The sequence below is a fragment of the Desulfovibrio porci genome (assembly GCF_009696265.1).
GTDB classification, from domain to species: Bacteria; Desulfobacterota; Desulfovibrionia; order Desulfovibrionales; family Desulfovibrionaceae; genus Desulfovibrio; species Desulfovibrio porci.
The window spans coordinates 30,513-51,188 of record NZ_VUMH01000001.1; the positions used below are offsets into that span (position 1 = coordinate 30,513).

Consider the following 20,676-nt stretch of genomic DNA (forward strand, 5'->3'; position numbering starts at 1 on the left):
GCGCGCGTTGGCCGACTGGAGTGGACTCTTTTCGTCCACGACCGGAGGGCAAAGCGTGCTTTGACGCGGATGGAAGCCAAAAGAACCGGTTTGCCTAAAATGTGTCCTGCATGCTGTAGAGCCTGCCCGGCTTCTGTTGCGCCAGCCAGGCGGCGGCGCGCAGGGCGCCCTGGGCGAAATTTTCGCGCGAATGGGCCTGATGGCTCACTTCGATGCGTTCGCCGGGTCCCATGAAGTACACGGTATGTACCCCCACCACGTCGCCGCCCCGGACGGCCTGAATGCCGATCTGGGCCTTGGGCCGCTCACCGATGATGCCGTCGCGGGACGAGCAGCGCACATCCGGGAGCTTCCAGCCGCGCGCTTCGGCCAGGCATTCGCCCAAGGTCAGGGCAGTGCCGCTGGGAGAGTCCTTTTTGCGGTTGTGGTGCAGTTCCACCATTTCAATGTCGTAGCTGTCGCCCAGAGCCTTGGTCAGTTCCGGCAGGATTTTCAGCAGCACGTTGACGCCGATGCTCATATTGGAGGACCAGAAGATGGGCGTTTTGGCGGCCAGAGCGCGCAGTTCATTCTTCTGTTCCTCGGTGAAGCCTGTGGTGCCGATAACCAGGGCGTGTCCGCTTTGGGCCGCCACGCGCGCCGAATGCAGGCTGACCGCGGGGGCCGTGAAATCGACGATCACCGCACCCGGAACCTGCGGCAGCAGGGCTTCCAGATCATCGGTCACCGGGCAGCCCGCTCCGGCCAGGGCGTCCAGATGCTCTTTGCTGTCCACCAGACCGACCAGCCTGTATTCCGGGTCAGCGGCCACAAGACCGCTGATGGTTCTGCCCATGCGCCCGTTGGCGCCCACGACGACAATGCCTGTGCTCATTACGGCCTCACTCGCTTGCATCCAAGGTTATTCCCGAAGCGGCGAGCAATGCGCGAAAGCCCGCCTCGTCCAGCACGGCGACGCCCAGGGCTTGCGCCTTGTCCAGCTTGCCGCCCGGTTTGTCCCCCACCACCAGATAATCCAGCTTCTTGTTCACGCTGCCCGCCAGAACGGCTCCGGCGGCTTCGGCCAGACGCTGCGCCCTGCCGCGCGGCAGGGACAGCGAACCGGTAAACAAGACATTTTTGCCGCGTAACGGCCCGTCCTGCGCCGCCTCCACGCCGTTCTCCGCCCCGCCGGACGGAGCAAACGGAACAAGGGGACTTTGGGGCCAAAGCCCCAACTCGCGAAAACGGGCCAGTTGCGCCCGGTTGGCCGGGCTTTCAAAAAAGTTGCGGATGGAAGCCGCCACCTCCGGCCCCACGTCCGGCAGGGCCTGCAAGCTTTCGCCATCGGCCCGGCCCAGTTCGTCCAGGTCACGGAACTGCCCGGCCAGCAGGCGCGCGGTCTGTTCGCCCACATGCCGGATGCCCAAGGCGCTGATCAGGCGCGGCAACGTGGCCGTATGCCGGGCCTCGTCCAGGGCATCCACGAACTTTTGGGCCAGCACCTCGCCCATGCGCTCAAAGCCCAGCAGTTCTTCCGCCTTCAGTGTAAACAGATCCGCGGGAGATTGCACCCGGCCCGAATTCACCAGTTGCGCGATCCATTTCTGGCCCACGCCCTGGATGTCCAGACCGGCCTTGGAGACAAAATGGCTGATGGCGCGCAGGCGCACCGCCGGACAGGAAAGGTTGTCGCAGCGCCAGGCCGCCTCGCCGGGTTCGCGGTGCACGGTTTCGCCACAGGCCGGGCAGGTGTGCGGAAAGACGAATTCCACAGCCTCGGGCGGACGCTTGGCCAGCACCGGCCCCACCACCTCGGGGATCACGTCTCCGGCGCGCTGCACCATGACCGTATCGCCCACGCGCACGTCGCGGGCGCGGATTTCATCCTCATTGTGCAGCGTGGCCCGCGACACCATGACCCCGCCCACAGGCACCGGCTCCAGCACAGCCACGGGCGTGAGCACGCCGGTACGTCCCACCTGAATGTCGATGCCCGTCAGCAGGGTTTCGGCCTGCATGGCCGGAAACTTGAAGGCCACAGCGAAGCGCGGCGCGCGGGCCGTGAAGCCCAGAGCCTCCTGCGCCTCCAGATTGTCCTGTTTGGCCACGGCCCCGTCGATTTCCATGGGGAAATCCTGGCGGTGTTCACGCACCCAGGCCGCATAGGCCTCCACTTCGTCCGGACCGGCGCAGAGTCTGCCGTCGGGCGGGGTCAGGAAACCATAGGCCGTCAGGCGCTCCATGAGTTCGTGCTGGGACGGACAGGGCTCCGCCGGAGCCCAAGCCGCCTCGCCCAGGCTGTAGGCCAGAAAGCGCAACGGACGGGATTCGGTAATGGAAATGTCCAGCTGGCGCAGCGTGCCCGCAGCGGCGTTGCGCGGATTGGCGAAGACTTTCCGGCCCAGCGCCTGCTGCTGCTCGTTGAGGGCCGCGAAATCCTTTTTGAACATGACCACTTCGCCGCGCACTTCCAGGCGGGAGGGAAAAGGCCCCTCCCCGCGCAGGCGCAGGGGCACGGTGCGGATGGTGCGCACGGCCTCTGTGACCACTTCGCCCGTTTCGCCGTCGCCACGGGTCAGGGCTTCGCGCAGCACGCCGTGCTCATAGATGATTTCCAGAGCCAGACCGTCCAGCTTGGGGTCGCACCAGAATTCCAGAGGCAGGGGGCCGTTGAGTTCCGCATCCCAGGCGCGCCGCATGCGCTCCACAAAGTCGCGCCAGTCTTCGTCGGAAAAAACGTTGTCCAGGCCGTACATCCGGCGTCTGTGCGCTTTTTTGGCCAGACCGTCCAGCAGGCCGCCGCCCACCCGCAAGGTGGGCGAATGCGGGCTGCGCAGGCCGGGCCAGCGCTCTTCCAGGTCTGTCAGCTCCCGGAACAGGGCGTCGTACTGCTCGTCGCTGATCTCCGGCGCGTCCAGCGTGTGGTACAAATAATTATGGCGCTCCAGTTCGGCGCTGAGCCAGCGGGCCCGTTTCCGCTCCTCCGCCGAAGGTTGCGGCGCGAGAAGGGAATGTTGTTCGGATGGAATGGAGGTCTTATTCAGGGAGGACATAGGGGGAGAACCTTTACTCGGGCAGAGCTATGAGCCGAGCGCGCAAAGCGCGGATGCGGTCACGCAGTTCCGCGGCCTTTTCAAATTCCAGATCGCGCGCGGCCTGGCGCATTTCCTTTTCCAGCTTGAGCACAAGGGCCGCCGTATCCTCGGCGGTGAGCGGCGCGGCGTCGGCAGCGGCCTTGGCCTTGTCTTTGCCGCGTCCCCGGCCCTTGGCCGCATCGTTATCCACATACAGAGTATCCAGCGGAGATTCAAGACTTTTTGTGGTGCTGCGGGGCGTGATGCAGTGCTCTTCGTTGTAGGCCGTCTGCCTGGCGCGGCGGCGGGCCGTCTCGTCCATGGCCGCCTTCATGGAGGCCGTCACCTTGTCGGCGTACAGGATCACCCGGCCCCGGGCGTTACGCGCGGCGCGGCCGAAAGTCTGGATCAACGAACCGGTGGAGCGCAGAAAACCCTCCTTGTCCGCATCCAGAATGCAAACCAGGGAGACTTCCGGGATGTCCAGGCCCTCACGCAACAGGTTGATGCCCACCAGGACGTCGAATTCGCCCGTGCGCAAGGCCCGGATGATCTGCAGGCGCTCCAGGGTTTCGATATCCGAATGCAGATAGCGCGCCTTGACGCCCATATTGCAGCAGTATTCGGTGAGATCCTCGGCCATGCGCTTGGTCAGGGTGGTCACCAGCACGCGCTCGCCGCGCGTGACCCTGGCCCGGCACTCGCTGAGCAGATCCTCCATCTGGCCCTTGACCGGGCGGATTTCCACTTCCGGGTCCACCAGGCCGGTGGGACGGATGATCTGTTCGGCCACAATGCCCTGGGCCTGATCCAGCTCGTAGCGACCCGGCGTGGCCGAAACGTACACCACCTGATTGAGCAGAGAGGTGAATTCGTCAAACTGCAAAGGCCGGTTGTCCAGGGCCGAGGGCAGGCGGAAGCCGTAGTCCACCAGGGTTTGCTTGCGCGAACGGTCGCCCTTGTACATGCCGCCCACCTGGGGCACGGTGATGTGCGATTCGTCGATGAACAGCAGAAAGTCGCGCGGAAAGTAATTGAGCAGACAGGACGGCGGTTCGCCGGGCTTGCGGCCGTCCAGGTGGCGGGTATAGTTTTCGATGCCGTTGCAATAGCCCAGCTCTTCAATCATCTCCAGATCCAGCTGGGTGCGCTGTTCCAGGCGCTGGGCTTCCACCAGCTTGCCGTGTTCCTTGAAGGCCGTGAGGCGCGCGGCCAGCTCGTCGCGAATGTCGCCGGCGGCGCGCTTCAGATTATCCTGGGCCGAAACAAAGTGGCTGGCCGGATAGAGCACGGTTTTCCCCACCTCGGCCAGCACCTCGCCGGTGAGCGGGTCGATTTCGCGTATGGCGTCGATATCGTCGCCAAAAAATTCCAGACGCAACGCCCGTTCATGGTGATAGGCCGGAATGATTTCCAGGGCGTCGCCGCGCACGCGGAAGGTGCCGCGGTGGAAGTCGTAATCGTTGCGCTCGTAATGCACTTCCACCAGGCGGCCGATCAGGTCGTCCATGGGCAGGCGCTGCCCCACTTCCACGGGAATGACCATCTTGGCGTAGTATTCCGGCGAACCCAGACCGTAGATGCAGGACACCGAGGCCACAATGACCACGTCGCGCCGGGTCAGCAGGGCATGGGTGGCCGCGTGGCGCAACTTGTCGATATTGTCGTTGATGGAGGAATCTTTTTCAATATAGGTGTCCGAAGCCGGTACATAGGCCTCGGGCTGGTAGTAGTCGTAATAACTCACGAAATATTCCACGGCGTTGCGCGGAAAAAGTTCGCGAAACTCATTGTAGAGCTGGGCCGCCAGAGTTTTGTTGGGCGCGAGGACCAGGGCCGGGCGGTTGCAGCGGGCGATCACGTTGGCCATGGTGAAGGTCTTGCCCGAACCGGTCACGCCCAGCAGCACCTGGGCCGGAACGCCGGACAGGATATTCTCGGCCAGCGCGGCAATGGCCTCGGGCTGATCGCCCATGGGCGTGTAGTCGGTCTGCAAACTGAAGGGAATGGTTGCGTTATCTTCCATAGGGATCGATTTTGGGGTAAAAGGAATGACGTTGGAGCACGCCATACAAACAAACAGGAACCATTATGGAAAAACAGAGTATCGCCGCGCCGGACAATGCCCCTCTGGACAGGATTTATATCATAGCCGCCACGCTCAACGCCTTCAAGGGACGCCGCCATGTGGAAGTGCACATCTTCCGCCACGGAGCCACTGACGAGGAACTGGCGGCTCTTGAGGGCAAAAAGCTGGTGGGTCCGCCCGACCCGGCGGTGCCGCCCCAGGTTCTGCAAGGCGCCACCGAGAAGGCCGCCCTGCGTTGCGTGCTGGAGGCCTTTACCGCCGAGGAAAGCCAGGCCCTGGTGGCCTATCTTGAACAGCGCTATGCCGAGCACATCGAAAAAATCATGGTCTGTCCCATGGACCTGCCGGTGCCGCTGGGCGTGGCTCCGTTGAGCGGCATCCCCGAAGGCAAAAGCACGGGTTTCATCCGCTTCGACGCCGTGCCCGATTATCCCCTGCCCTTTGTGGCGCGAGGCTTTTACGATCTGGCCGTCCACGAGCCGCTGATGGCGGAATAGGCGTAGCCCGTTTTCCAGGGAGCCCAGGGGACGGTTTCCGCCTGCCGCCCGTCCGGTTCTCCTGCCCCATCGGCGGCCAGCGCCCGCGCCAGCCGTTCCAGAAAAGACGCTCTCGGCAACATGACCCCGCCCATCCGCATGATGTGCGGGGTCTGTTGCTGGCAATCCAGCAGATCCGCTCCGCGCAGCCGCAACAGCGCCACCAGCCCGGCCAGAGCCGCGCGGGATGCCTCGGACGCGCGGTGAAACATGGATTCGCCGAAAAAGGCCCGGCCCAAGGCCACGCCGTACAGTCCTCCGGCCAGAGAGCCGTCCCGCCAGGCCTCCACGGAATGGGCGTAGCCCAAGGCGTGCAGACGCTCATAGGCCGCGATCATCTCCGCCGTGAGCCAGGTGCCGTTTCCGGCCGCGCGTGGTCCGGCGCAGGCCCGGATGACCTGACCGAAGGCCGCGTCCAGAGTAAGCTCAAAGGGGCGGCGGCGCAATGCGCGGGCGCTGCGGGACGGCAGACGGAAGGACTCCAGGGGCAACACGCAACGAGGGTCCGGCGCCCACCAGAGAATGGGCAGCCCCTTTTCATACCAGGGAAAGATCCCCCGGCTGTAGGCCGCCAACAGGCGTTCGGGCCGCAGATCGCCGCCCGCGCAGAGCAGTCCGTCCGCGCGGGCGGTTTTCGGCGGCGGAAATTGCGCGGCCAGCTCCGCGAACACGCCGCGCATGCCGGACTCAGGCCTCCACGCTCTGCCGCGCGGCTTTGGCGCGGGGCGAGGCGGTCGGCATCAGCGCCAGGGCATCATCCTTGAGCGTCAGGCGGGCGCTGCCGCCCTTTTTCAGCGAACCGAACAGAAGCTCGTGGGCCAGACGGTCCTCAAGCTCATTGCGCAGCAGGCGGCGCAGGGGGCGCGCGCCCATGGCCGGATCAAAGCCCTTGCGCGCCAGCCACTGCCGGGCCTTGTCCGTCACGCTCAGCGTGACATTGCGCTGGGCCAGGGTGGCGCGGATCTCGGCCAGGAACTTGTCCACGATGCGCAGCATCATTTCCTGCGACAGACTGCGGAAGGGCACCATGGCGTCCAGACGGTTGCGGAACTCGGGCGTAAACAGGTTTTCCACAGCCTTCAGCCCCTTGCGGGCCGCGTCTTCGGGCGCGGCCTGACCAAAGCCGATGGCCGAGCGCGACATATCGAAGGCCCCGGCATTGGAGGTCATGATCAGGATGACGTTCGAGAAATCGGTTTTGCGGCCCGTGTTGTCCGTGAGGGTCGCGTAGTCCATAACCTGAAGCAATACATTAAAGATGTCCGGGTGTGCTTTTTCCACTTCGTCCAGCAGAACCACGGAATACGGGGCCTTGCGCACCGCTTCGGTGAGCAGGCCGCCCTGGTCAAAGCCCACGTACCCCGGAGGCGAACCGATCAGGCGGGACACGGAATGCTTTTCCATGTATTCGCTCATGTCGTAGCGCAGGAACTCCACGCCCATGAGTTTGGCCAGGCTGCGGGCCACCTCGGTTTTGCCCACGCCCGTGGGACCGTAGAACAGAAAGGCCCCTGCCGGGCGCTGTTCCTGCCCGAGTCCGGCGCGGGCGCGCAAAATAGCCCGCACGGTGAGCTCAATGGCTTCCTCCTGGCCGAAGACCAGATGCTTCAAGTCCCGCTCAAGACTGGCCAGACGCGCGCGCTCCCGCCCGGACACCGTGCGGATGGGGATGCCCGCCATACGAGCCACCACCCGCTCCACATCGGCCATGCTCACAGCCGGTCGCGCCTCCCTGCCTGACGCGGATGGGGCGGTTTCGGACGGGCCGCTCTGCCGCAGGCGCACGGCGGCCCCGGTTTCATCCATGACGTCAATGGCCTTGTCCGGCAGTAGGCGGTCCCGCACATGACGCGCGGAAAGTTCAACCATCGCCTTAAGGACAGCGGGGCTGTAGCGCACCCGGTGGTGCTCGGCGTAGCGCCCTTCCAGCCCCTGAAGAATAGCCAGACAGTCCGTAACGTCGGGCTCACGCAGGTCAATGCGCTGGAAGCGTCGGGCCAGGGCGCGGTCCTTTTCCAGATGATTGCGGAACTCCTCATAGGTGGTGGAGCCGATGCAACGGATTTCGCCGCTGGCCAGAGCCGGTTTGAGCAGATTGGAGGCGTCCATGGAACCGCCGGACGTGGAACCGGCCCCCACTATCGTATGGATTTCGTCAATGAACAGGATGGCCTCCGGCATGGCCTTGAGGGCCTGCACAATGGCCTTGAGCCGCCCCTCGAAGTCGCCGCGGTAACGGGTGCCGGCCAGCACCAGGCCCATGTCCAGCGCGAACAGTTTGGTGTCGGCGAACATTTCCGGCACCCGGCCCTCGGCGATGCGCAAGGCCAGACCCTCGGCAAGGGCGGTTTTGCCCACGCCCGGATCGCCCACAAAGAGCGGATTGTTCTTGCGGCGGCGACAGAGCACCTCAATGGCGCGGTCCAGTTCCTGCTCACGGCCCACAAGGGGATCGATCTTGCCTTCTCTGGCGCGGGCCGTGAGATCCACGGTATACTGGGCCAGAGGGTCGCCCTTGGCCGCGCGGGTTCCGCCTGACGCGCCGTCGTCCGCCTCTCCGGTTCCGCTTTCCTCCACGCCGCGCGAGCCGCCGCCCTCGCCCAGGCCGTGGGAGATGAAGGTCAGCACGTCCAGACGCTCCACGCCCTGCCTGCGCAGGAAGAAGAGCGCGTAGCTTTCCTCCTCGTCCATGATGGCGATGAGCAGATCGCCCAGTTCCACAACGTCGCGGCCCGCCGAGCGGATGTGGTTGAGCGCGCGCTCCAGCACGCGTTGCACGCCGTCGGTCTGGGTGACTTCATATTTGCCGGGCTGGTCCACCACTTCCAGTTCCGTACGGAAAAAGCCTTCCAACTGCTCACGCAGCACGGCCACGCTGGCCCCGCTGCCTTCCAGAATGACCCGGCCTTTCATGCTGTTGGTCAGGGCGTAGAGCACATGTTCCACCGTCAGCAGATCATGCCTGCGCCGCTGCACTTCCATAAGGGCGTCCCGCAGGACGCTTTGCACGCTTTTACTCAGCATATTTTCTCCAAACTCCCGCTACGGCCGAAGCGGCTGCGGGGAGCTGTTCCGAGGGCGCGGCCGCATGCCGCGCCTCAACTGCGGCGCTTTGATGCGCCGTGGCGACAGCCTTTACACGGCTGACCGCGCTCAATGAATTTTTTCCATGGTGCATTTGAGGGGAAAACCCGCAACGCGCGCCTCCCGATGGACGCGGCTGACCTTGGCTTCGGCCACTTCGCGGGTATAAATGCCGCACTGCCCCACGCCGCGCTGGTGTACGGCCAGCATAATGGCCGTGGCTTCTTCCAGCGGCTTGTGGAACACGCCACAGAGGATGTTCACCACAAAATCCATGCTGGTGTAATCGTCGTTATGCAGCAGAACACGGTAGCGGTCCGGCTCCTTGAGCTTCCCGGCCACAATGGTCCGGCTTTCTCCGTCGGTTTCGCCCTGATGAGACAACGGCATGGCACAATCTCCCGCAAGCGCTTCAGGCCTTGGCTGCTGTTCCGGACTTGCCGCCCCGCGGTTCCGTATCCGCGAGGCCCAGTTCCCGCCGGCAGCGGCGCCGTTGCTCCGCGTCGAACACAAAAGAAAGATCCGGGGGCAGGTTGTGCAGGCGGCGCCATTCCTGATGCAGCTGATGATAACTTTTGGTGCTTATTTCGGCCTTGTCAAGCCCCAGACGCGCGGCAACCCGGTCAATATGCCCGGCTTCGCCCTCCAGTTCCACCACATCGGCGAAGGGCAGCGCGTCCAGTTCCACTTCCACATCCTCAAAAAACCACGGCTCGCGCACCTTCTCGTAACGCGCGCCCACAGCGTAGCCCAAGCCCTTCAGCACGGCGCGCATGACCGCGCCGTCGGCCACTTCCAGTTCGCGTTCCTCGCGCACCTTGAACTGTCCGTTCTGCGGCGCGGGCAGCTTGAGGGTCAGCACATGGCGCGTGACGTCCGGCCATTCCTGCAGGCGCAGGCGCAGCAGACGCCCGCTGGCGAACAACTGCGCGTCGGGCGTATCAAAAACCCAGTTGCTTTCAAAATGCGCGCCCAGATTGCGCGCCCCCAGATCGTGCAGCGCCCGGCGCAGCGTTGCGAAATCCACGTTCAGATATTTGCGTTCCACTTCCAGGGGCATGTTTCGCTTCCTCCGGCAAAAAATCACTGGCGGCGGAACAAACGCTGTTGCAGGGCCGCGATAGTGGCAATGCCGCCTTTCTCCTTGCCGTTGCCCGCTCCGCCGTCAGGATAGACTATAGGCTCGAAGCCCAGCCGCCGGGCCTGCGAAAGGCGCAGATCCTGCGCGGCCACGGGCCGCACCTGGCCGTTGAGATCCACCTCGCCCCAGAGCACGCACTTTTCCGGCAGGGGCACGTCATAATAGGAGGACAGCACGGCGGCCACCAAGGCCAGGTCCAGGCCGGGCTCCTGCAGACGCATGCCGCCGCCCACCTTGGCGTAAATGTCCACCTGACCAAAATTGAGCTTGAGCCGCTTTTCCAGCACGGCCAGAAGCAGATGCAGGCGGTTGGCGTCAAAACCCAGCGCGGCGCGGCGCGGGATGCTCAGGAAGGTCCGCGCCACCAGGGCCTGAACCTCCACGGCCAGCGGGCGCTGCCCGTCCACGGCCATGACCACGGCGGTGCCGGACAACGAAGCGTCGCGCGCCCCCAGAAAAAAGGTGGAGGGATCGTCCACCACCTGCATGCCGCGCTCTCCCATGCGGAAGACCAGCAATTCCTCATTGGGGCCGAAACGGTTCTTGAACACGCGCAGCAGACGGAACATCTGACGGCGGTCCCCTTCCAGCGAGATGACCGTGTCCACCATGTGCTCCAGCAGACGCGGCCCGGCCAGAACGCCGTCCTTGGTCACGTGGCCCACCAGAATCAGAGTGCAGCCTGAACGGCGGCAGGCCTCCAGCAGGGCCGTGGCCACGGCGCGCACCTGGCTGACGTTGCCGGGCAGGCCGTCGGCCTCCAGACTGGTCAGGGTCTGCACCGAATCCACGACCACCAGGGCGGGCGTCGAGGCTCCGCCGTTGAGAGCGTCCAGCACGTCTTCCACCCTGGAAGTGGCCAGCGCCAGAAGGTTGGGGTCCAGCATATTGAGCCGCTCGCCCCTAGCCTTGATCTGCGGCAGGGATTCCTCGCCGCTGGCATAGAGCACCGGCTTGCCCTGGGCCGCCACCAGCCCGGCCACCTGCAACAGCAGGGTGGATTTGCCGATGCCCGGCTCGCCGCCCACCAGGATGGCCGCGCCCGGCACCAGACCCTTGCCCAGCACACGGTCCAGAGCCTTGAGTCCGCTGCCGTAGGGGGTGTGTCCGGCGTCAGCCACATCGCGCAGGGGCACAGGGCGGTCGGCCCCGCCGGGACCGGAAGACGCGGCGGCCCGGCGGCCAGCCGCCGGACGGGACTGGGCCGAGGCCTCAAGAGTATTCCACTCGTGGCAGTTGGGGCACTGGCCACGCCATTGCAGAGTCTGGGCTCCGCATACTGAACAGAGATAGATTTCGCGCGTTTTAGCCATGTCTGAAGCCTACGGAAAAAGGACGCTCGGCGCAAGAAGAGCGGTATTCCTCCCCTAAAAAGGACTTCAAACGTGGGGGGGAGCGGACGCGCCGGAGCGCAAAACGCCCGGAGGGGAAATGACGGCGCTTCAGGCCTGCCGTCCGCTCTGGAGTTTGCGGAAGATGGTGCTGCGGTTGACCTGAAAAAGCTCGGCCACTTTCTGCACCGAGCCATGCGCCTCAATGGCCTTGAGCAGAAAATCCCGCTCCATTTCAGCCATGATTTCCTTCAGGGGTCGTCGGGCGGCCAGGATTTCCTCGGAGTAGGAAGAGATGTCGCGGTTCACGCCGGAGATCTGCGCGGGCAGATCCCGGGGCGAGATCAGCGGCCCGTTGAGCGTGATCACCAGGCTGTGGACCAGATTCTGGAGTTCGCGCACGTTGCCGGGCCAGGCATAGGCGCTCATCATGTCCAGAGTCACGCCCATGAAGGCCAGAACCTTGCGGTATTTGGCCGTGTACTGGTGCAGAAAATGCTCGGCCAGGGGGCGCACGTCCTCGGGACGCTCGCGCAGGGGCGGAATGCGCAGGGTAGCCACATTGAGCCGGTAATAGAGATCGCGACGGAAGGTACCGGCCTCCACGCTTTCGGCCAGGTTGCGGTTGGTGGCCGCGATGACCCGCACATCCACCTTGCGCGGACTGGACGAGCCCACCCGCATGATCTCCCCGTCTTGGAGCACGCGCAGCAGGCGGGTCTGCATGGACAGGGGCAGTTCGCCCACCTCGTCCAGAAAAATGGTGCTGCCGTCCGCGATTTCAAAATACCCGGCCTTACCTTTGCTGGACGCCCCGGTGAACGCGCCGGGCAGATAGCCGAAAAGCTCGGACTCGGTCAGGGTTTCGGAAATGCCGCCGCAGTCGACCTTGAGCATGATCTTGTCGTTGCGGCGGCTCAGGCTGTGGGTCAGGCGGGCAAAGACATCCTTGCCCGCGCCGGTTTCGCCCAGAATCAGCACCGTGGCGTCCGTGGCCGCGAAGCGCCGCAGCAGCGACACGGTTTCAGCCATGACCGGACTGGCGTAGACCGGCTCCTGTGGTCGGCTTTCATGGGCCATGTGGGCCAGCTGGTCGTTGATCTGGTCGATGAGGCGACACTGTCCCGCCACCTGCTCCTGGAGGTTTGCCAGCAGGGTGATATCCCGCGCGAAGGTGACCACCAGGCGGATGCTCCCGCCCTCGTCAAAAACCGGAAAGCCGGAAAGCACCAGCTTTTTGCCGTTCTTGAGCTGCTGCACATGGGTGGCGGGCTTGCCCGTGCGCACGATCTCCGGGTTGAGGATATGGTCGAAAACCCCCTCCTCCACCAGGGAACGCACGTTTCTGCCCTGTACGCTCTCCTGCTTCAGGCCGGTAAGCTGCTCATACATGCGGTTGATGTACAAGGCCGTGCCCGAAACGTCGGAAATAAACACCCCGTCAGGCAGGGCGTCAAGAATGCGCTCGACATATCTGGAGAGAAGTTCCGCGGAGCGGCAGGTCATGGGGCATCATCCGGGTTGAAAAAGGCGTTACCGGGGAATCTGCACTCTCGACCCCAGAATGTCCAGCGCCACGCCTTGCAGGCGGGACATGACGGCCTTGTCCAGCGTCACGTCGCCCATGGGCGGCCTGCGGTCCAGAAAATGGTATTTCTGCGTGCCCAGGCGGTGGTACGGCAGCATTTCATACCGGACCCGCTCAAACGGCTTCAGAAAGGCGGCGATGGCGGCAATGGCCTCTTCGCTGTCGTTGAAGCCCGGAATCACCGGGGTGCGCGCCAGGATGGGCACATCCGGGAATTCCTCGGCCAGAATACGGAAGTTCTCCAGAATGCGCGTATTGGGGCGGCCGGTCCGGGCCTCGTGCGCGGCGCTGTCCATGTGCTTGATGTCGAACAGGACGTAATTCAGATACCGGGCTACGGCCCGGACGCTGGTTGCGGGCACCATGCCGCAGGTTTCCACGGCGGTTTTGAGCCGCCGGGCGCGGGCCTGGCGCAGCAGGGCCACGGCAAAATCCGCCTGCAACAGGGGTTCGCCGCCGGACAGGGTCATGCCGCCGCCGGAACGGGAATAAAAAGCCGCGTCCTGCTCCACGGAGCAAAGCACATCGTCCACACTGCGCTGTTTGCCGTAGATCAGCAGGCCCTGGGCCGGACAGGCCTCCGCGCAGGGCATTGCACAGCCCGCGCAGAGGGAACGGTCAATGACGGGCTTGCCGTCCCTGCCGTGGCTGACGGCCCCGCGCTCACAGGCCGTGACGCAATGGCCGCACTTGTCCAGTTCCAGACAGCGCCCGGCATTGTAGGCCAGCTCGGGGCGCGGGTTCTGGGATTCGGGATTGCTGCACCAGTGACAGGACAGCGCGCAGCCCTTGAGGAACACGATGGTCCTGATGCCGGGTCCGTCATGCACCGAATATTTCTGAATATTGAAGACAATGCCCCGCTGTTCGAGATCCCGCTGCTCGTCGTCTTCCAGGCACATACGTCCGTCCTTTGGCTGAGGGAGGGGAAAAGGCGCGGGGAGAACCGGAAAGAGGGCCGGTTCTCCCCGCGTGTTGCCGCTTGGCGACACGCCCTACATGGCGTCGTGCTCAGTGCGGGCAATCAGGTCATTCTGGAGATCCGGCGAAAGGTCCACAAAATAGGCGCTGTATCCGGCAATGCGCACAATCAGGTTGCGGTATTTCTGGGGATCTTTCTGGGCCGCCAGGAGCGTCTCGCGGTTGAGCACGTTGAACTGCACGTGCCAGAGCTTGAGATCGCAGAAGGTGCGGATGAAGGAAACCAGCTTTTCCGTGCCCTGCTCGCCTTCCAGACACTTGGGCGTGAACTTGATGTTCAGCATGCGGGCCGCGCGGTCGCGCATGCCCAGGTTCTTGGTGTTGTAGTTGGAGAGCAGCACGGCGGTGGGGCCGTTGACGTCCGCCCCGTGCGAGGCCGAAGAGCCGTCGGAAAGCGGGAAACCGTCGACACGGCCGTTGGGCGTGGCCGAAACCACCTTGCCGAAGGGCACGTGGGAGGTGAAGGGCACATAGCGCACGTCGTTGTGCATGCCCAGATCCTTCATGCCGTATTTGCCGCCGTATTCCACGGAAAGCCTGTCGATCTCGCGGCCGATGGCGTCGGCGTATTCATCATTGTTGCCGTAGCAGGGAGCGGAGCGCAACAGGGCCTGCACGTCATCATAGCCTTCAAAGTTAGCGTCGATGGCTGCAAGCAGCTTGTCCATGCTCAGTTTTTTTTCCTCAAAGACCAGTTTTTTCACGGCAGCCAAGGAATCCACCACCGTACCCAAGCCCATGTATTCAAAGTAGCCCAGATTGATACCCTCGGGGATCTGCTCCTGATGTAGGTCCATGCAGTGCTTCATGCACAGGTCGTGCATGGCCGAACCCATGGGCTGGGCGAAATGCCGGGCGCGCAGTTTGTTGATGATGTACTGCTGCGTGAAGGCCGTCTTCAGGAAGAGCAGATGCTGTTGCACATAGGCGTTCCAGAATTGCTCCCAGGTCTTGAAGCCGCGCGGATCGCCGGTTTCCACGCCCAGCACGCGGTCGCCGTATTTCTTCATCCGGCCGTTGCGCAGCACCATTTCCACGGCGGCGGCAAAATTGATGTACGCGCCGCCGGAGGTGTAGGTGTCCCGGTTGGGCATGCGGGCCTCGGTGCAGCCGGACACGGCGTAGTCCAGGGCTTCCTCGAAGGTCGCGCCCTTGGAGACATACAGGGGCACCACTTCCTCGTCGTTGATCAGCTTGGGAAAGCCTGTGCCGTCCTTGATGGTTTCGGCCACGTCCCAGAGATAGCGTTCCGGCGCACGGGAATGGATGCGTGCGGCCAGATCCGGGTAGTGCAGCGGGAATTCGCGCTTGGATTTGAGGATCAGGTAGGTCAACTCATTGCTGGCGTCGCGGCCGTCCGGGGTCTGGCCGCCCACGGTCACGGCCTCCCAGTGGGCGTAGCCCTCGTTGAAGGCTCCGCCGGTGGGGGAAATGTACATGTCGATGAACTCGGCCATGCCCACCCACATGCATTCCAGAAGTTCCATGGCCTGCTTGTCGGTGATTTTGCCCGCCGCGCGGTCCTGCTTGTAATAGGGATAAAAATACTGATCCATGCGGCCGTTGGAAATGGTGGTGCCGGTCTTCTGCTCAATACGCGAGAACATCTGGGTGAACCACTGGCTTTGGCAGGCCTCCCAGAAATCCCGGGCCGGTTCGCCGGGCACGCGCTCGGCATTGTCGGCCATGCGCAGCAGCTCGGCCTTGCGCGCGGGATCCTGTTCCTTTTCGGCCATTTTACGCGCCAGCACGGCATGACGTTTGGCCCAGAGCACAATGGCGTCGCAGACGATGACCACGGCTTCCAGGAAAGGGCGCTTTTCACGGTCTTCCTTGGCGCTCAGGGGATCCAGGGCGGCCAGCTTTTCCTGGGCTTCCTTCTTGATGCCGTTGAAGCCGCGCTTCAGAACCTTGGCGTAGTCATGCACCCACTGGATGGAGGAACGGAAGGAGGAGGTTTCGTTGACAATGAAGCGGGAAATCAGACCTTCGGGATCGTCATAGGTCAGCTTGTGCACCTCGGGCGGCAAAGCCGCATTAAGGGCCTCGTGATAGGTTTTACCTTTCCAGTAGGGCGCGATTTCCTCAACGACGCGCTTGGCGTCTTCGGGCGTGATGGTGGCAGGCGAGGTCTGGCGGGTGGGCAGATCGCGCACGGCGATATCCAGAAAGTCGCCGTCCAGTTCAGGGTAAAGGATGCCATAACGGCCGTCGCAGCCGGCGCGGCCCAGCAAAAGCTGATCCTCCTGCACGCAGACGGAAATGTTTTTGGCGATGTGCATGAGCGCCTTGGCCCAACGCAGCACCAGGGGCTGGCCCTCTGTTTCCATCATGGACTGGGTGAAATACAGAGCGCGCTGGATGTCGATGCGCGGCTTCTGTCCCTCAAAGCGTTCCAGCAACCGAAAGACGCGGGCGTGCGTTTTGCGGAACCGGTCCTCTTTACCCTGAATCTGGTCATAGAGGCGTTGTTCCTGAGGGGAACGACATTCACAGGTGGTCATGGTCATCGCTCAACTCCTGATAAGATAATATGTGTGGGGCGCGGGGCCCATCACCGACTACCGACGCGCAGGGAAGCCTCTGGACAAACAGCGGTCGTTGTTCACGCCGTCTTTTGCATGGGTCATGCCATTTTTTTAACATATTGATATTTTTAAAAAATAAAAAAATATTTACCCTGACTGCCCTTCCCTCATCCTTCCCTCCTCATAAATGACGCAAAGTTGCATCACTCAGGAATGAATTCCAACAAAACCCGCGAAAATTGCGACGCAAATTTGCAACCAGATCGTCAGGCAACTTCCGCTTTTTGCTCTCCAAGGCCTGGCAGCGCAATATGAATCTCTTTTCACAATCTCCGGTCAATCCTGAATCTGTGACCTTTATGAATGTCGCATAATTGCGACATACACAACCCGCCTTTTGATGAGGAATGTTTGTTACTAATATAACACATTGAAATAAATATAAAAATTATATCTTCGCAGTTATGTTCCCATTGCCCGGCTGGCACACATCATGCAAACCCCAAAAATCACAAAGCGCGGCCAGCGGCGTGGCCAAGACCAAACGGGAAAAGGTCGCGGACACGGCTTGCTCATGATTGGCCTGATGCCGGCGCTGTGGCTCAGCGCCGACTTCCCGCAGTCGCCTCTCTGTCTGGCGGACAGGTGAACACGGTTTCCCGGGGCGCCCAGCGCGGCCTTCAACCTCAGACGGTTCAGGAGAATACCAGTTATGGACATCATTGATTTCCGTTTCCGTCCCAATACGCCTGAGATCATCAACGGCATTAAAAACAGCGCCATGTTCAAGGCGGCCTGCAAGGCCATCGGCTTTGACGCCCGCACGGCCAGGCCCCTGCCCGACATTGTGGCGGACCTCGACCGTCTTGGCGTGGAACTTGGCGTAATCACGGGGCGGGACTGCGAAACCACCTACGGCTTTCCGGCCAACAACAAGAGCGTGCTGGAGTTCTGCCGGGCCTATCCACAAAAATTTGTGGGCTTCTGGGGCATTGACCCGCACAAGAAAATGGCCGCCGTGCGTGAAATTGAACACGTGGTCGGCGAGTACGGCATGAAGGGCATCGCCATTGATCCCTACCTGGCCCATATCCCCGCCTCCGAAGCGCGTTTTTATCCACTCTACGCCAAATGCTGCGAACTGGACGTGCCTGTCTTCATCACCATGGCCCCTCCGCCGCAGGTACCGGGCGCGATCCTGGAATACGCCGACCCGCGCGATGTGGACAAGGTGGCCCGCGACTTCCCGGAGCTGACCCTGATCATGAGCCACGGCGGCTATCCCTTTGTCAACGAGACCATTTACACCTGCCTGCGCAACGCCAACGTCTACATGGACATTTCGGAATACGAGCGCGCGCCCATGGTGGACGTCTATGTGCGGGCCATGAACGATCTTATCGGCGACAAGGTGCTGTTCGCCAGCGCCCACCCTTTTGTGGAACTGGCCGATGCCCTGGAGGCCTATGCGGATTTTGAGCTGAACGCGGACGTCCGCCGCAAGGTCATGTACGAAAACGCCCGGCGTGTGCTGCGCCTGGCCTGACACAGGAGAAAATCATGAACCACGATCAGAAAAACCTGCGGCGCGTCGTCCTCTCCTCGCTGGTGGGCGCGGTCATCGAATGGTATGATTTCTTTTTGTACGGCGTGGTGGCCGGTCTGGTGTTCAACAAGCTCTTTTTCCCGGAATTTTCCGAAGGTGTGGGCACAATCCTGGCCTTTGCCACCTTTGCCGTGGGCTTTGTGGCCAGGCCTTTGGGCGGCATGATTTTCGGGCACTTCGGCGACAAAATCGGCCGCAAGAAAATGCTCATTCTGACCCTGGAAATCATGGGCGTGGCCACGGTGCTCATCGGCCTGATTCCCTCCTACGACGTCATCGGGATATGGGCGCCCATCCTGCTGGTCGTCTGCCGCCTGGCTCAAGGCATCGGACTCGGCGGCGAATGGGGCGGCGCGGTGCTCATGGCCTTTGAATCCGCCCCGGCCAACAAGCGCGCCTTTTACGGCAGTCTGCCCCAGATCGGCCTTTCCCTGGGCCTGATGCTGGCTTCCGGCGTGGTGGGTCTGCTCTCTCTGCTGCTGTCCGACGCGGCCTTTATCAGCTGGGGGTGGCGGCTTGCCTTTATTCTGAGCGCGATTCTGGTTTTTGTGGGCGCGTACATCCGTACCTCAGTGCAGGAAACCAAGGATTTCTCCGAAGTTAAAAAGGACGTGGAGCAGATCCGCTACCCCATGCTGGAAGCCTTCAGACGTTACCCCAAAACGCTCACGGCCTGCGTGGGCGCGCGCCTCGTGGAAGGCATCTCTTTCAATGTGTTCGGCGTGTTCTCCCTTACCTATCTGACCCAGAGCTGCGGCGTGGACCGCACCGTAGCCCTGATGGCCGTTGTCGCGGCCTCAGCCGTCATGGGATGTTTCATTCCCTTCTGGGGCCAGATGGCCGACCGTGTGGGCAAAGGCCGCATTTTCGGCTTCGCCGCCTTGCTGCTGGGCCTGACCGCCTATCCCGTGTTCTGGGTCTTCCATAACTATTCCGGCAATCTTATGCTGACCTTCCTGGCGCTGATCGTGCCCTTCGGCATTATCTACGCCGCCGCCTATGCCAGCATGGCCAGCCTTTTTTCCGAAGCCTTCGACGCCACGGTACGCTATTCCAGCATTTCCTTCGTCTACCAGTTCTCCGGCATTTTCGCCTCCGGTCTCACGCCCATGATCGCCACCATGCTGGTGCAGGCCAACGACGCCCAGCCCTGGTATCTCTGCGGCTATCTCGCCGTGGCCGGAATCATCAGCACCGCCTCCACCATCTGGATCGGCCGCTTGCGGATCAGCGGCGTTGAACCACGCCTTACGGCCGAAGCGGAGACAAAGTCGGCGGCGGTCAGCATAGCGCAACGGGCCGTCTAGATGTAGAACGGAGAACAAATATTACAAGCCTTGCATGTAGTCCGAATTGTGCTGAATCTTTATAACGATAAAAGCGGAACCATCTCCGTAAAAAGATGGTTCCGCTTTTGTCAGAAAGACGGAAAAGAATATTTCAAAATTGTTATTTTTCAGGAGCAGGTATGTCCTGTACGTCCACAATCTTCACACCGAATTCGGCAACACCCTCTGGCGGAGCGTAAAACAGCACCATGAATGGCACTTCGCCGCCGTGTCGCACATTAGTATTGTTGGAAAGAATTTCCACCTTGTTGTTCAGAAATGATTCCATTTCCTTTTCGCTGAGCACCTGCAACTGGAAAAGTGAAAGCTGGGTGCCCGCGCGTTGCGTCTTGGTGGCCAGCGGTTTTTTGTCCTTGTCGTAAATGGCGGCCTCAACGGCGATCAGTTCCTTGGGCTGCGGAAACTCATTGACCACCCGCCCTTCAATCACAAAGACCTTGCCCACTTTTTCATTGTCCACATAGTACTGCCGCACATTGCGCATGGTCAGCAACTCGACCTTTTTGGCCAGTTCCTGCTCCGTGGGCGGCGTCTCGACCTGCCGCACGCCGAAATACCAGTATGCGCCGCCGCCCAGACAGGCCAGAATGAGCGCCACGGCCAGCCATAGCTTGCGGTGGCCGCCGGAGCTCCGCACCTGCATATCAGGCAGTTCGTCCTCGCCGGGCAGCGCTTCTTTATGCTCCAGCGCGAAAGGAAACACGGTCTTGCAGACCGAACAGCGCAGCTTGACGCCCGGCTTGGCCAGGGCGTCAGATAGATTGAAGCGGCTCGAACAATGCGGACATTTTACTTCCATGCCAATACTCCACAAAACGATCCGGCCGCCGGAGCCGGAACAAACCTATTCAGGAATAATTTCGCAGACGCCGGGCAGCATCCGGTAATGTTCGGCGTAATCCAGGCCGTAACCGACAATGAAGCCCTTGTTCAACCTGAAGCCGGCGAAATCCACTTTGACATCGGCCTGACGGCGCTCATGCTTGTCCACCAGAGCAGCCAGACGCAGACTGCGCGCCTGACGGGCCGCGAACTGATCCAGCAGAAAGCGCATGCTGTAGCCGCTGTCCACCACGTCTTCCACAATCAGCACATGCTTGCCGCGGATGTCAACTTCCACATCCTTGTTGAAGATCACATGCCTGGAACTGGAGGAATTCTTGCCGTAGCTGGACAGGCGGACAAAATCCAGTTCCATATTGTGATTATGCAAAGTACGTACCAAATCGCTAAAAAAGATAAAGCCTCCCTTGAGCACGCATACCGCCACCAAGGGTTCCTGACCGTACAACGCGTCGATTTCCACAGCCAGCTCACGCACGCGCACGGCAATCTGTTCCGGGCTGAACACGGTTTTGAGTTCCTTGACCCGTATCTCCTCAGCCAT

General features: G+C 62.1%; 16 protein-coding genes. 3 read left to right on the plus strand and 13 right to left on the minus strand.

Going from position 1 to position 20,676, the window contains the following annotated elements; genetic code table 11:
* Window positions 1-94: 94 nt before the first annotated feature.
* Genes dapB through uvrB form a run of 3 tightly spaced genes read right to left on the minus strand, consistent with a single transcriptional unit; the run spans window position 95 to window position 5,082 of the window.
* A complete protein-coding gene (dapB, locus tag FYJ44_RS00145; protein ID WP_154508150.1) occupies window positions 95-874 on the minus strand; it encodes a 4-hydroxy-tetrahydrodipicolinate reductase in 780 nt (259 codons plus the stop codon).
* Window positions 875-881: 7 nt separating this feature from the next.
* Window positions 882-3,035, minus strand: a complete 2,154-nt coding sequence (ligA, locus tag FYJ44_RS00150) for an NAD-dependent DNA ligase LigA (protein ID WP_154508151.1) — start codon at window positions 3,033-3,035, stop codon at window positions 882-884.
* A gap of 13 nt (window positions 3,036-3,048) precedes the next feature.
* Entirely contained in the window at window positions 3,049-5,082 is a 2,034-nt protein-coding gene (gene uvrB / locus FYJ44_RS00155) for an excinuclease ABC subunit UvrB (protein WP_154508152.1), read from the minus strand.
* 65 nt (window positions 5,083-5,147) lie between these two features.
* Between uvrB and FYJ44_RS00160 the strand changes: the two genes are divergently transcribed.
* Window positions 5,148-5,642 (plus strand): hypothetical protein, encoded by a 495-nt coding sequence (locus FYJ44_RS00160; RefSeq protein WP_154508153.1) that lies wholly within the window; start codon window positions 5,148-5,150, stop codon window positions 5,640-5,642.
* Here FYJ44_RS00160 and aat read toward each other — a convergent pair.
* The 8 genes from aat to hpsG form a co-directional block, all read right to left on the minus strand.
* The gene (gene aat, locus FYJ44_RS00165; protein ID WP_154508154.1) at window positions 5,603-6,361 is read right to left on the minus strand and encodes a leucyl/phenylalanyl-tRNA--protein transferase; all 759 of its coding nucleotides are present in this window, start codon (window positions 6,359-6,361) and stop codon (window positions 5,603-5,605) included. The genes FYJ44_RS00160 and aat overlap by 40 nt on opposite strands.
* A gap of 7 nt (window positions 6,362-6,368) precedes the next feature.
* Window positions 6,369-8,705 (minus strand): ATP-dependent Clp protease ATP-binding subunit ClpA, encoded by a 2,337-nt coding sequence (gene clpA, locus FYJ44_RS00170; protein ID WP_154508155.1) that lies wholly within the window; start codon window positions 8,703-8,705, stop codon window positions 6,369-6,371.
* A gap of 129 nt (window positions 8,706-8,834) precedes the next feature.
* Window positions 8,835-9,155 carry an ATP-dependent Clp protease adapter ClpS gene (gene clpS / locus FYJ44_RS00175; RefSeq protein ID WP_154508156.1) on the minus strand — a complete coding sequence of 107 codons (321 nt, stop codon included), beginning with the start codon at window positions 9,153-9,155 and terminating at the stop codon, window positions 8,835-8,837.
* Between the two features lie 22 nt (window positions 9,156-9,177).
* Window positions 9,178-9,825, minus strand: a complete 648-nt coding sequence (locus tag FYJ44_RS00180; protein WP_154508157.1) for a class IV adenylate cyclase — start codon at window positions 9,823-9,825, stop codon at window positions 9,178-9,180.
* 23 nt (window positions 9,826-9,848) lie between these two features.
* On the minus strand, window positions 9,849-11,219 hold the full coding sequence (gene radA / locus FYJ44_RS00185; RefSeq protein ID WP_154508158.1) for a DNA repair protein RadA: 1,371 nt from the start codon (window positions 11,217-11,219) through the stop codon (window positions 9,849-9,851).
* A 129-nt stretch (window positions 11,220-11,348) separates the two neighbouring features.
* Window positions 11,349-12,743 (minus strand): sigma-54 interaction domain-containing protein, encoded by a 1,395-nt coding sequence (locus FYJ44_RS00190; RefSeq protein ID WP_154508159.1) that lies wholly within the window; start codon window positions 12,741-12,743, stop codon window positions 11,349-11,351.
* A gap of 27 nt (window positions 12,744-12,770) precedes the next feature.
* Window positions 12,771-13,727, minus strand: coding sequence for a (2S)-3-sulfopropanediol dehydratase activating enzyme (gene hpsH, locus FYJ44_RS00195; RefSeq protein WP_154508160.1), 957 nt, complete (start codon window positions 13,725-13,727; stop codon window positions 12,771-12,773).
* Between the two features lie 93 nt (window positions 13,728-13,820).
* Window positions 13,821-16,316: a (2S)-3-sulfopropanediol dehydratase gene (gene hpsG, locus FYJ44_RS00200; RefSeq protein ID WP_154508161.1), complete on the minus strand. Its 2,496-nt coding sequence runs from the start codon at window positions 16,314-16,316 to the stop codon at window positions 13,821-13,823.
* A 730-nt stretch (window positions 16,317-17,046) separates the two neighbouring features.
* Between hpsG and FYJ44_RS00205 the strand changes: the two genes are divergently transcribed.
* Together FYJ44_RS00205 and FYJ44_RS00210 are read left to right on the plus strand one after the other, a co-directional pair.
* Window positions 17,047-17,880, plus strand: a complete 834-nt coding sequence (locus FYJ44_RS00205) for an amidohydrolase family protein (protein WP_154508162.1) — start codon at window positions 17,047-17,049, stop codon at window positions 17,878-17,880.
* Between the two features lie 14 nt (window positions 17,881-17,894).
* Window positions 17,895-19,247 (plus strand): MFS transporter, encoded by a 1,353-nt coding sequence (locus tag FYJ44_RS00210; RefSeq protein ID WP_154508163.1) that lies wholly within the window; start codon window positions 17,895-17,897, stop codon window positions 19,245-19,247.
* A gap of 142 nt (window positions 19,248-19,389) precedes the next feature.
* Here the strand turns inward: FYJ44_RS00210 and FYJ44_RS00215 are convergent, their stop codons facing one another.
* Both FYJ44_RS00215 and hpt read right to left on the minus strand, forming a co-directional pair.
* Window positions 19,390-20,088 carry a zinc-ribbon and DUF3426 domain-containing protein gene (locus tag FYJ44_RS00215; protein ID WP_154508164.1) on the minus strand — a complete coding sequence of 233 codons (699 nt, stop codon included), beginning with the start codon at window positions 20,086-20,088 and terminating at the stop codon, window positions 19,390-19,392.
* A 45-nt stretch (window positions 20,089-20,133) separates the two neighbouring features.
* Entirely contained in the window at window positions 20,134-20,676 is a 543-nt protein-coding gene (gene hpt, locus FYJ44_RS00220; RefSeq protein WP_154508165.1) for a hypoxanthine phosphoribosyltransferase, read from the minus strand.

Bases quoted from the DNA above. Each gene is read 5' to 3' on its own strand.
- dapB (WP_154508150.1), bottom strand. From the start codon at position 874: ATGAGCACAGGCATTGTCGTCGTGGGCGCCAACGGGCGCATGGGCAGA.
- ligA (WP_154508151.1), bottom strand. From the start codon at position 3,035: ATGTCCTCCCTGAATAAGACCTCCATTCCATCCGAACAACATTCCCTT.
- uvrB (WP_154508152.1), bottom strand. From the start codon at position 5,082: ATGGAAGATAACGCAACCATTCCCTTCAGTTTGCAGACCGACTACACG.
- FYJ44_RS00160 (WP_154508153.1), top strand. From the start codon at position 5,148: ATGGAAAAACAGAGTATCGCCGCGCCGGACAATGCCCCTCTGGACAGG.
- aat (WP_154508154.1), bottom strand. From the start codon at position 6,361: ATGCGCGGCGTGTTCGCGGAGCTGGCCGCGCAATTTCCGCCGCCGAAA.
- clpA (WP_154508155.1), bottom strand. From the start codon at position 8,705: ATGCTGAGTAAAAGCGTGCAAAGCGTCCTGCGGGACGCCCTTATGGAA.
- clpS (WP_154508156.1), bottom strand. From the start codon at position 9,155: ATGCCGTTGTCTCATCAGGGCGAAACCGACGGAGAAAGCCGGACCATT.
- FYJ44_RS00180 (WP_154508157.1), bottom strand. From the start codon at position 9,825: ATGCCCCTGGAAGTGGAACGCAAATATCTGAACGTGGATTTCGCAACG.
- radA (WP_154508158.1), bottom strand. From the start codon at position 11,219: ATGGCTAAAACGCGCGAAATCTATCTCTGTTCAGTATGCGGAGCCCAG.
- FYJ44_RS00190 (WP_154508159.1), bottom strand. From the start codon at position 12,743: ATGACCTGCCGCTCCGCGGAACTTCTCTCCAGATATGTCGAGCGCATT.
- hpsH (WP_154508160.1), bottom strand. From the start codon at position 13,727: ATGTGCCTGGAAGACGACGAGCAGCGGGATCTCGAACAGCGGGGCATT.
- hpsG (WP_154508161.1), bottom strand. From the start codon at position 16,316: ATGACCATGACCACCTGTGAATGTCGTTCCCCTCAGGAACAACGCCTC.
- FYJ44_RS00205 (WP_154508162.1), top strand. From the start codon at position 17,047: ATGGACATCATTGATTTCCGTTTCCGTCCCAATACGCCTGAGATCATC.
- FYJ44_RS00210 (WP_154508163.1), top strand. From the start codon at position 17,895: ATGAACCACGATCAGAAAAACCTGCGGCGCGTCGTCCTCTCCTCGCTG.
- FYJ44_RS00215 (WP_154508164.1), bottom strand. From the start codon at position 20,088: ATGGAAGTAAAATGTCCGCATTGTTCGAGCCGCTTCAATCTATCTGAC.
- hpt (WP_154508165.1), bottom strand. From the start codon at position 20,676: ATGGCTGAGGAGATACGGGTCAAGGAACTCAAAACCGTGTTCAGCCCG.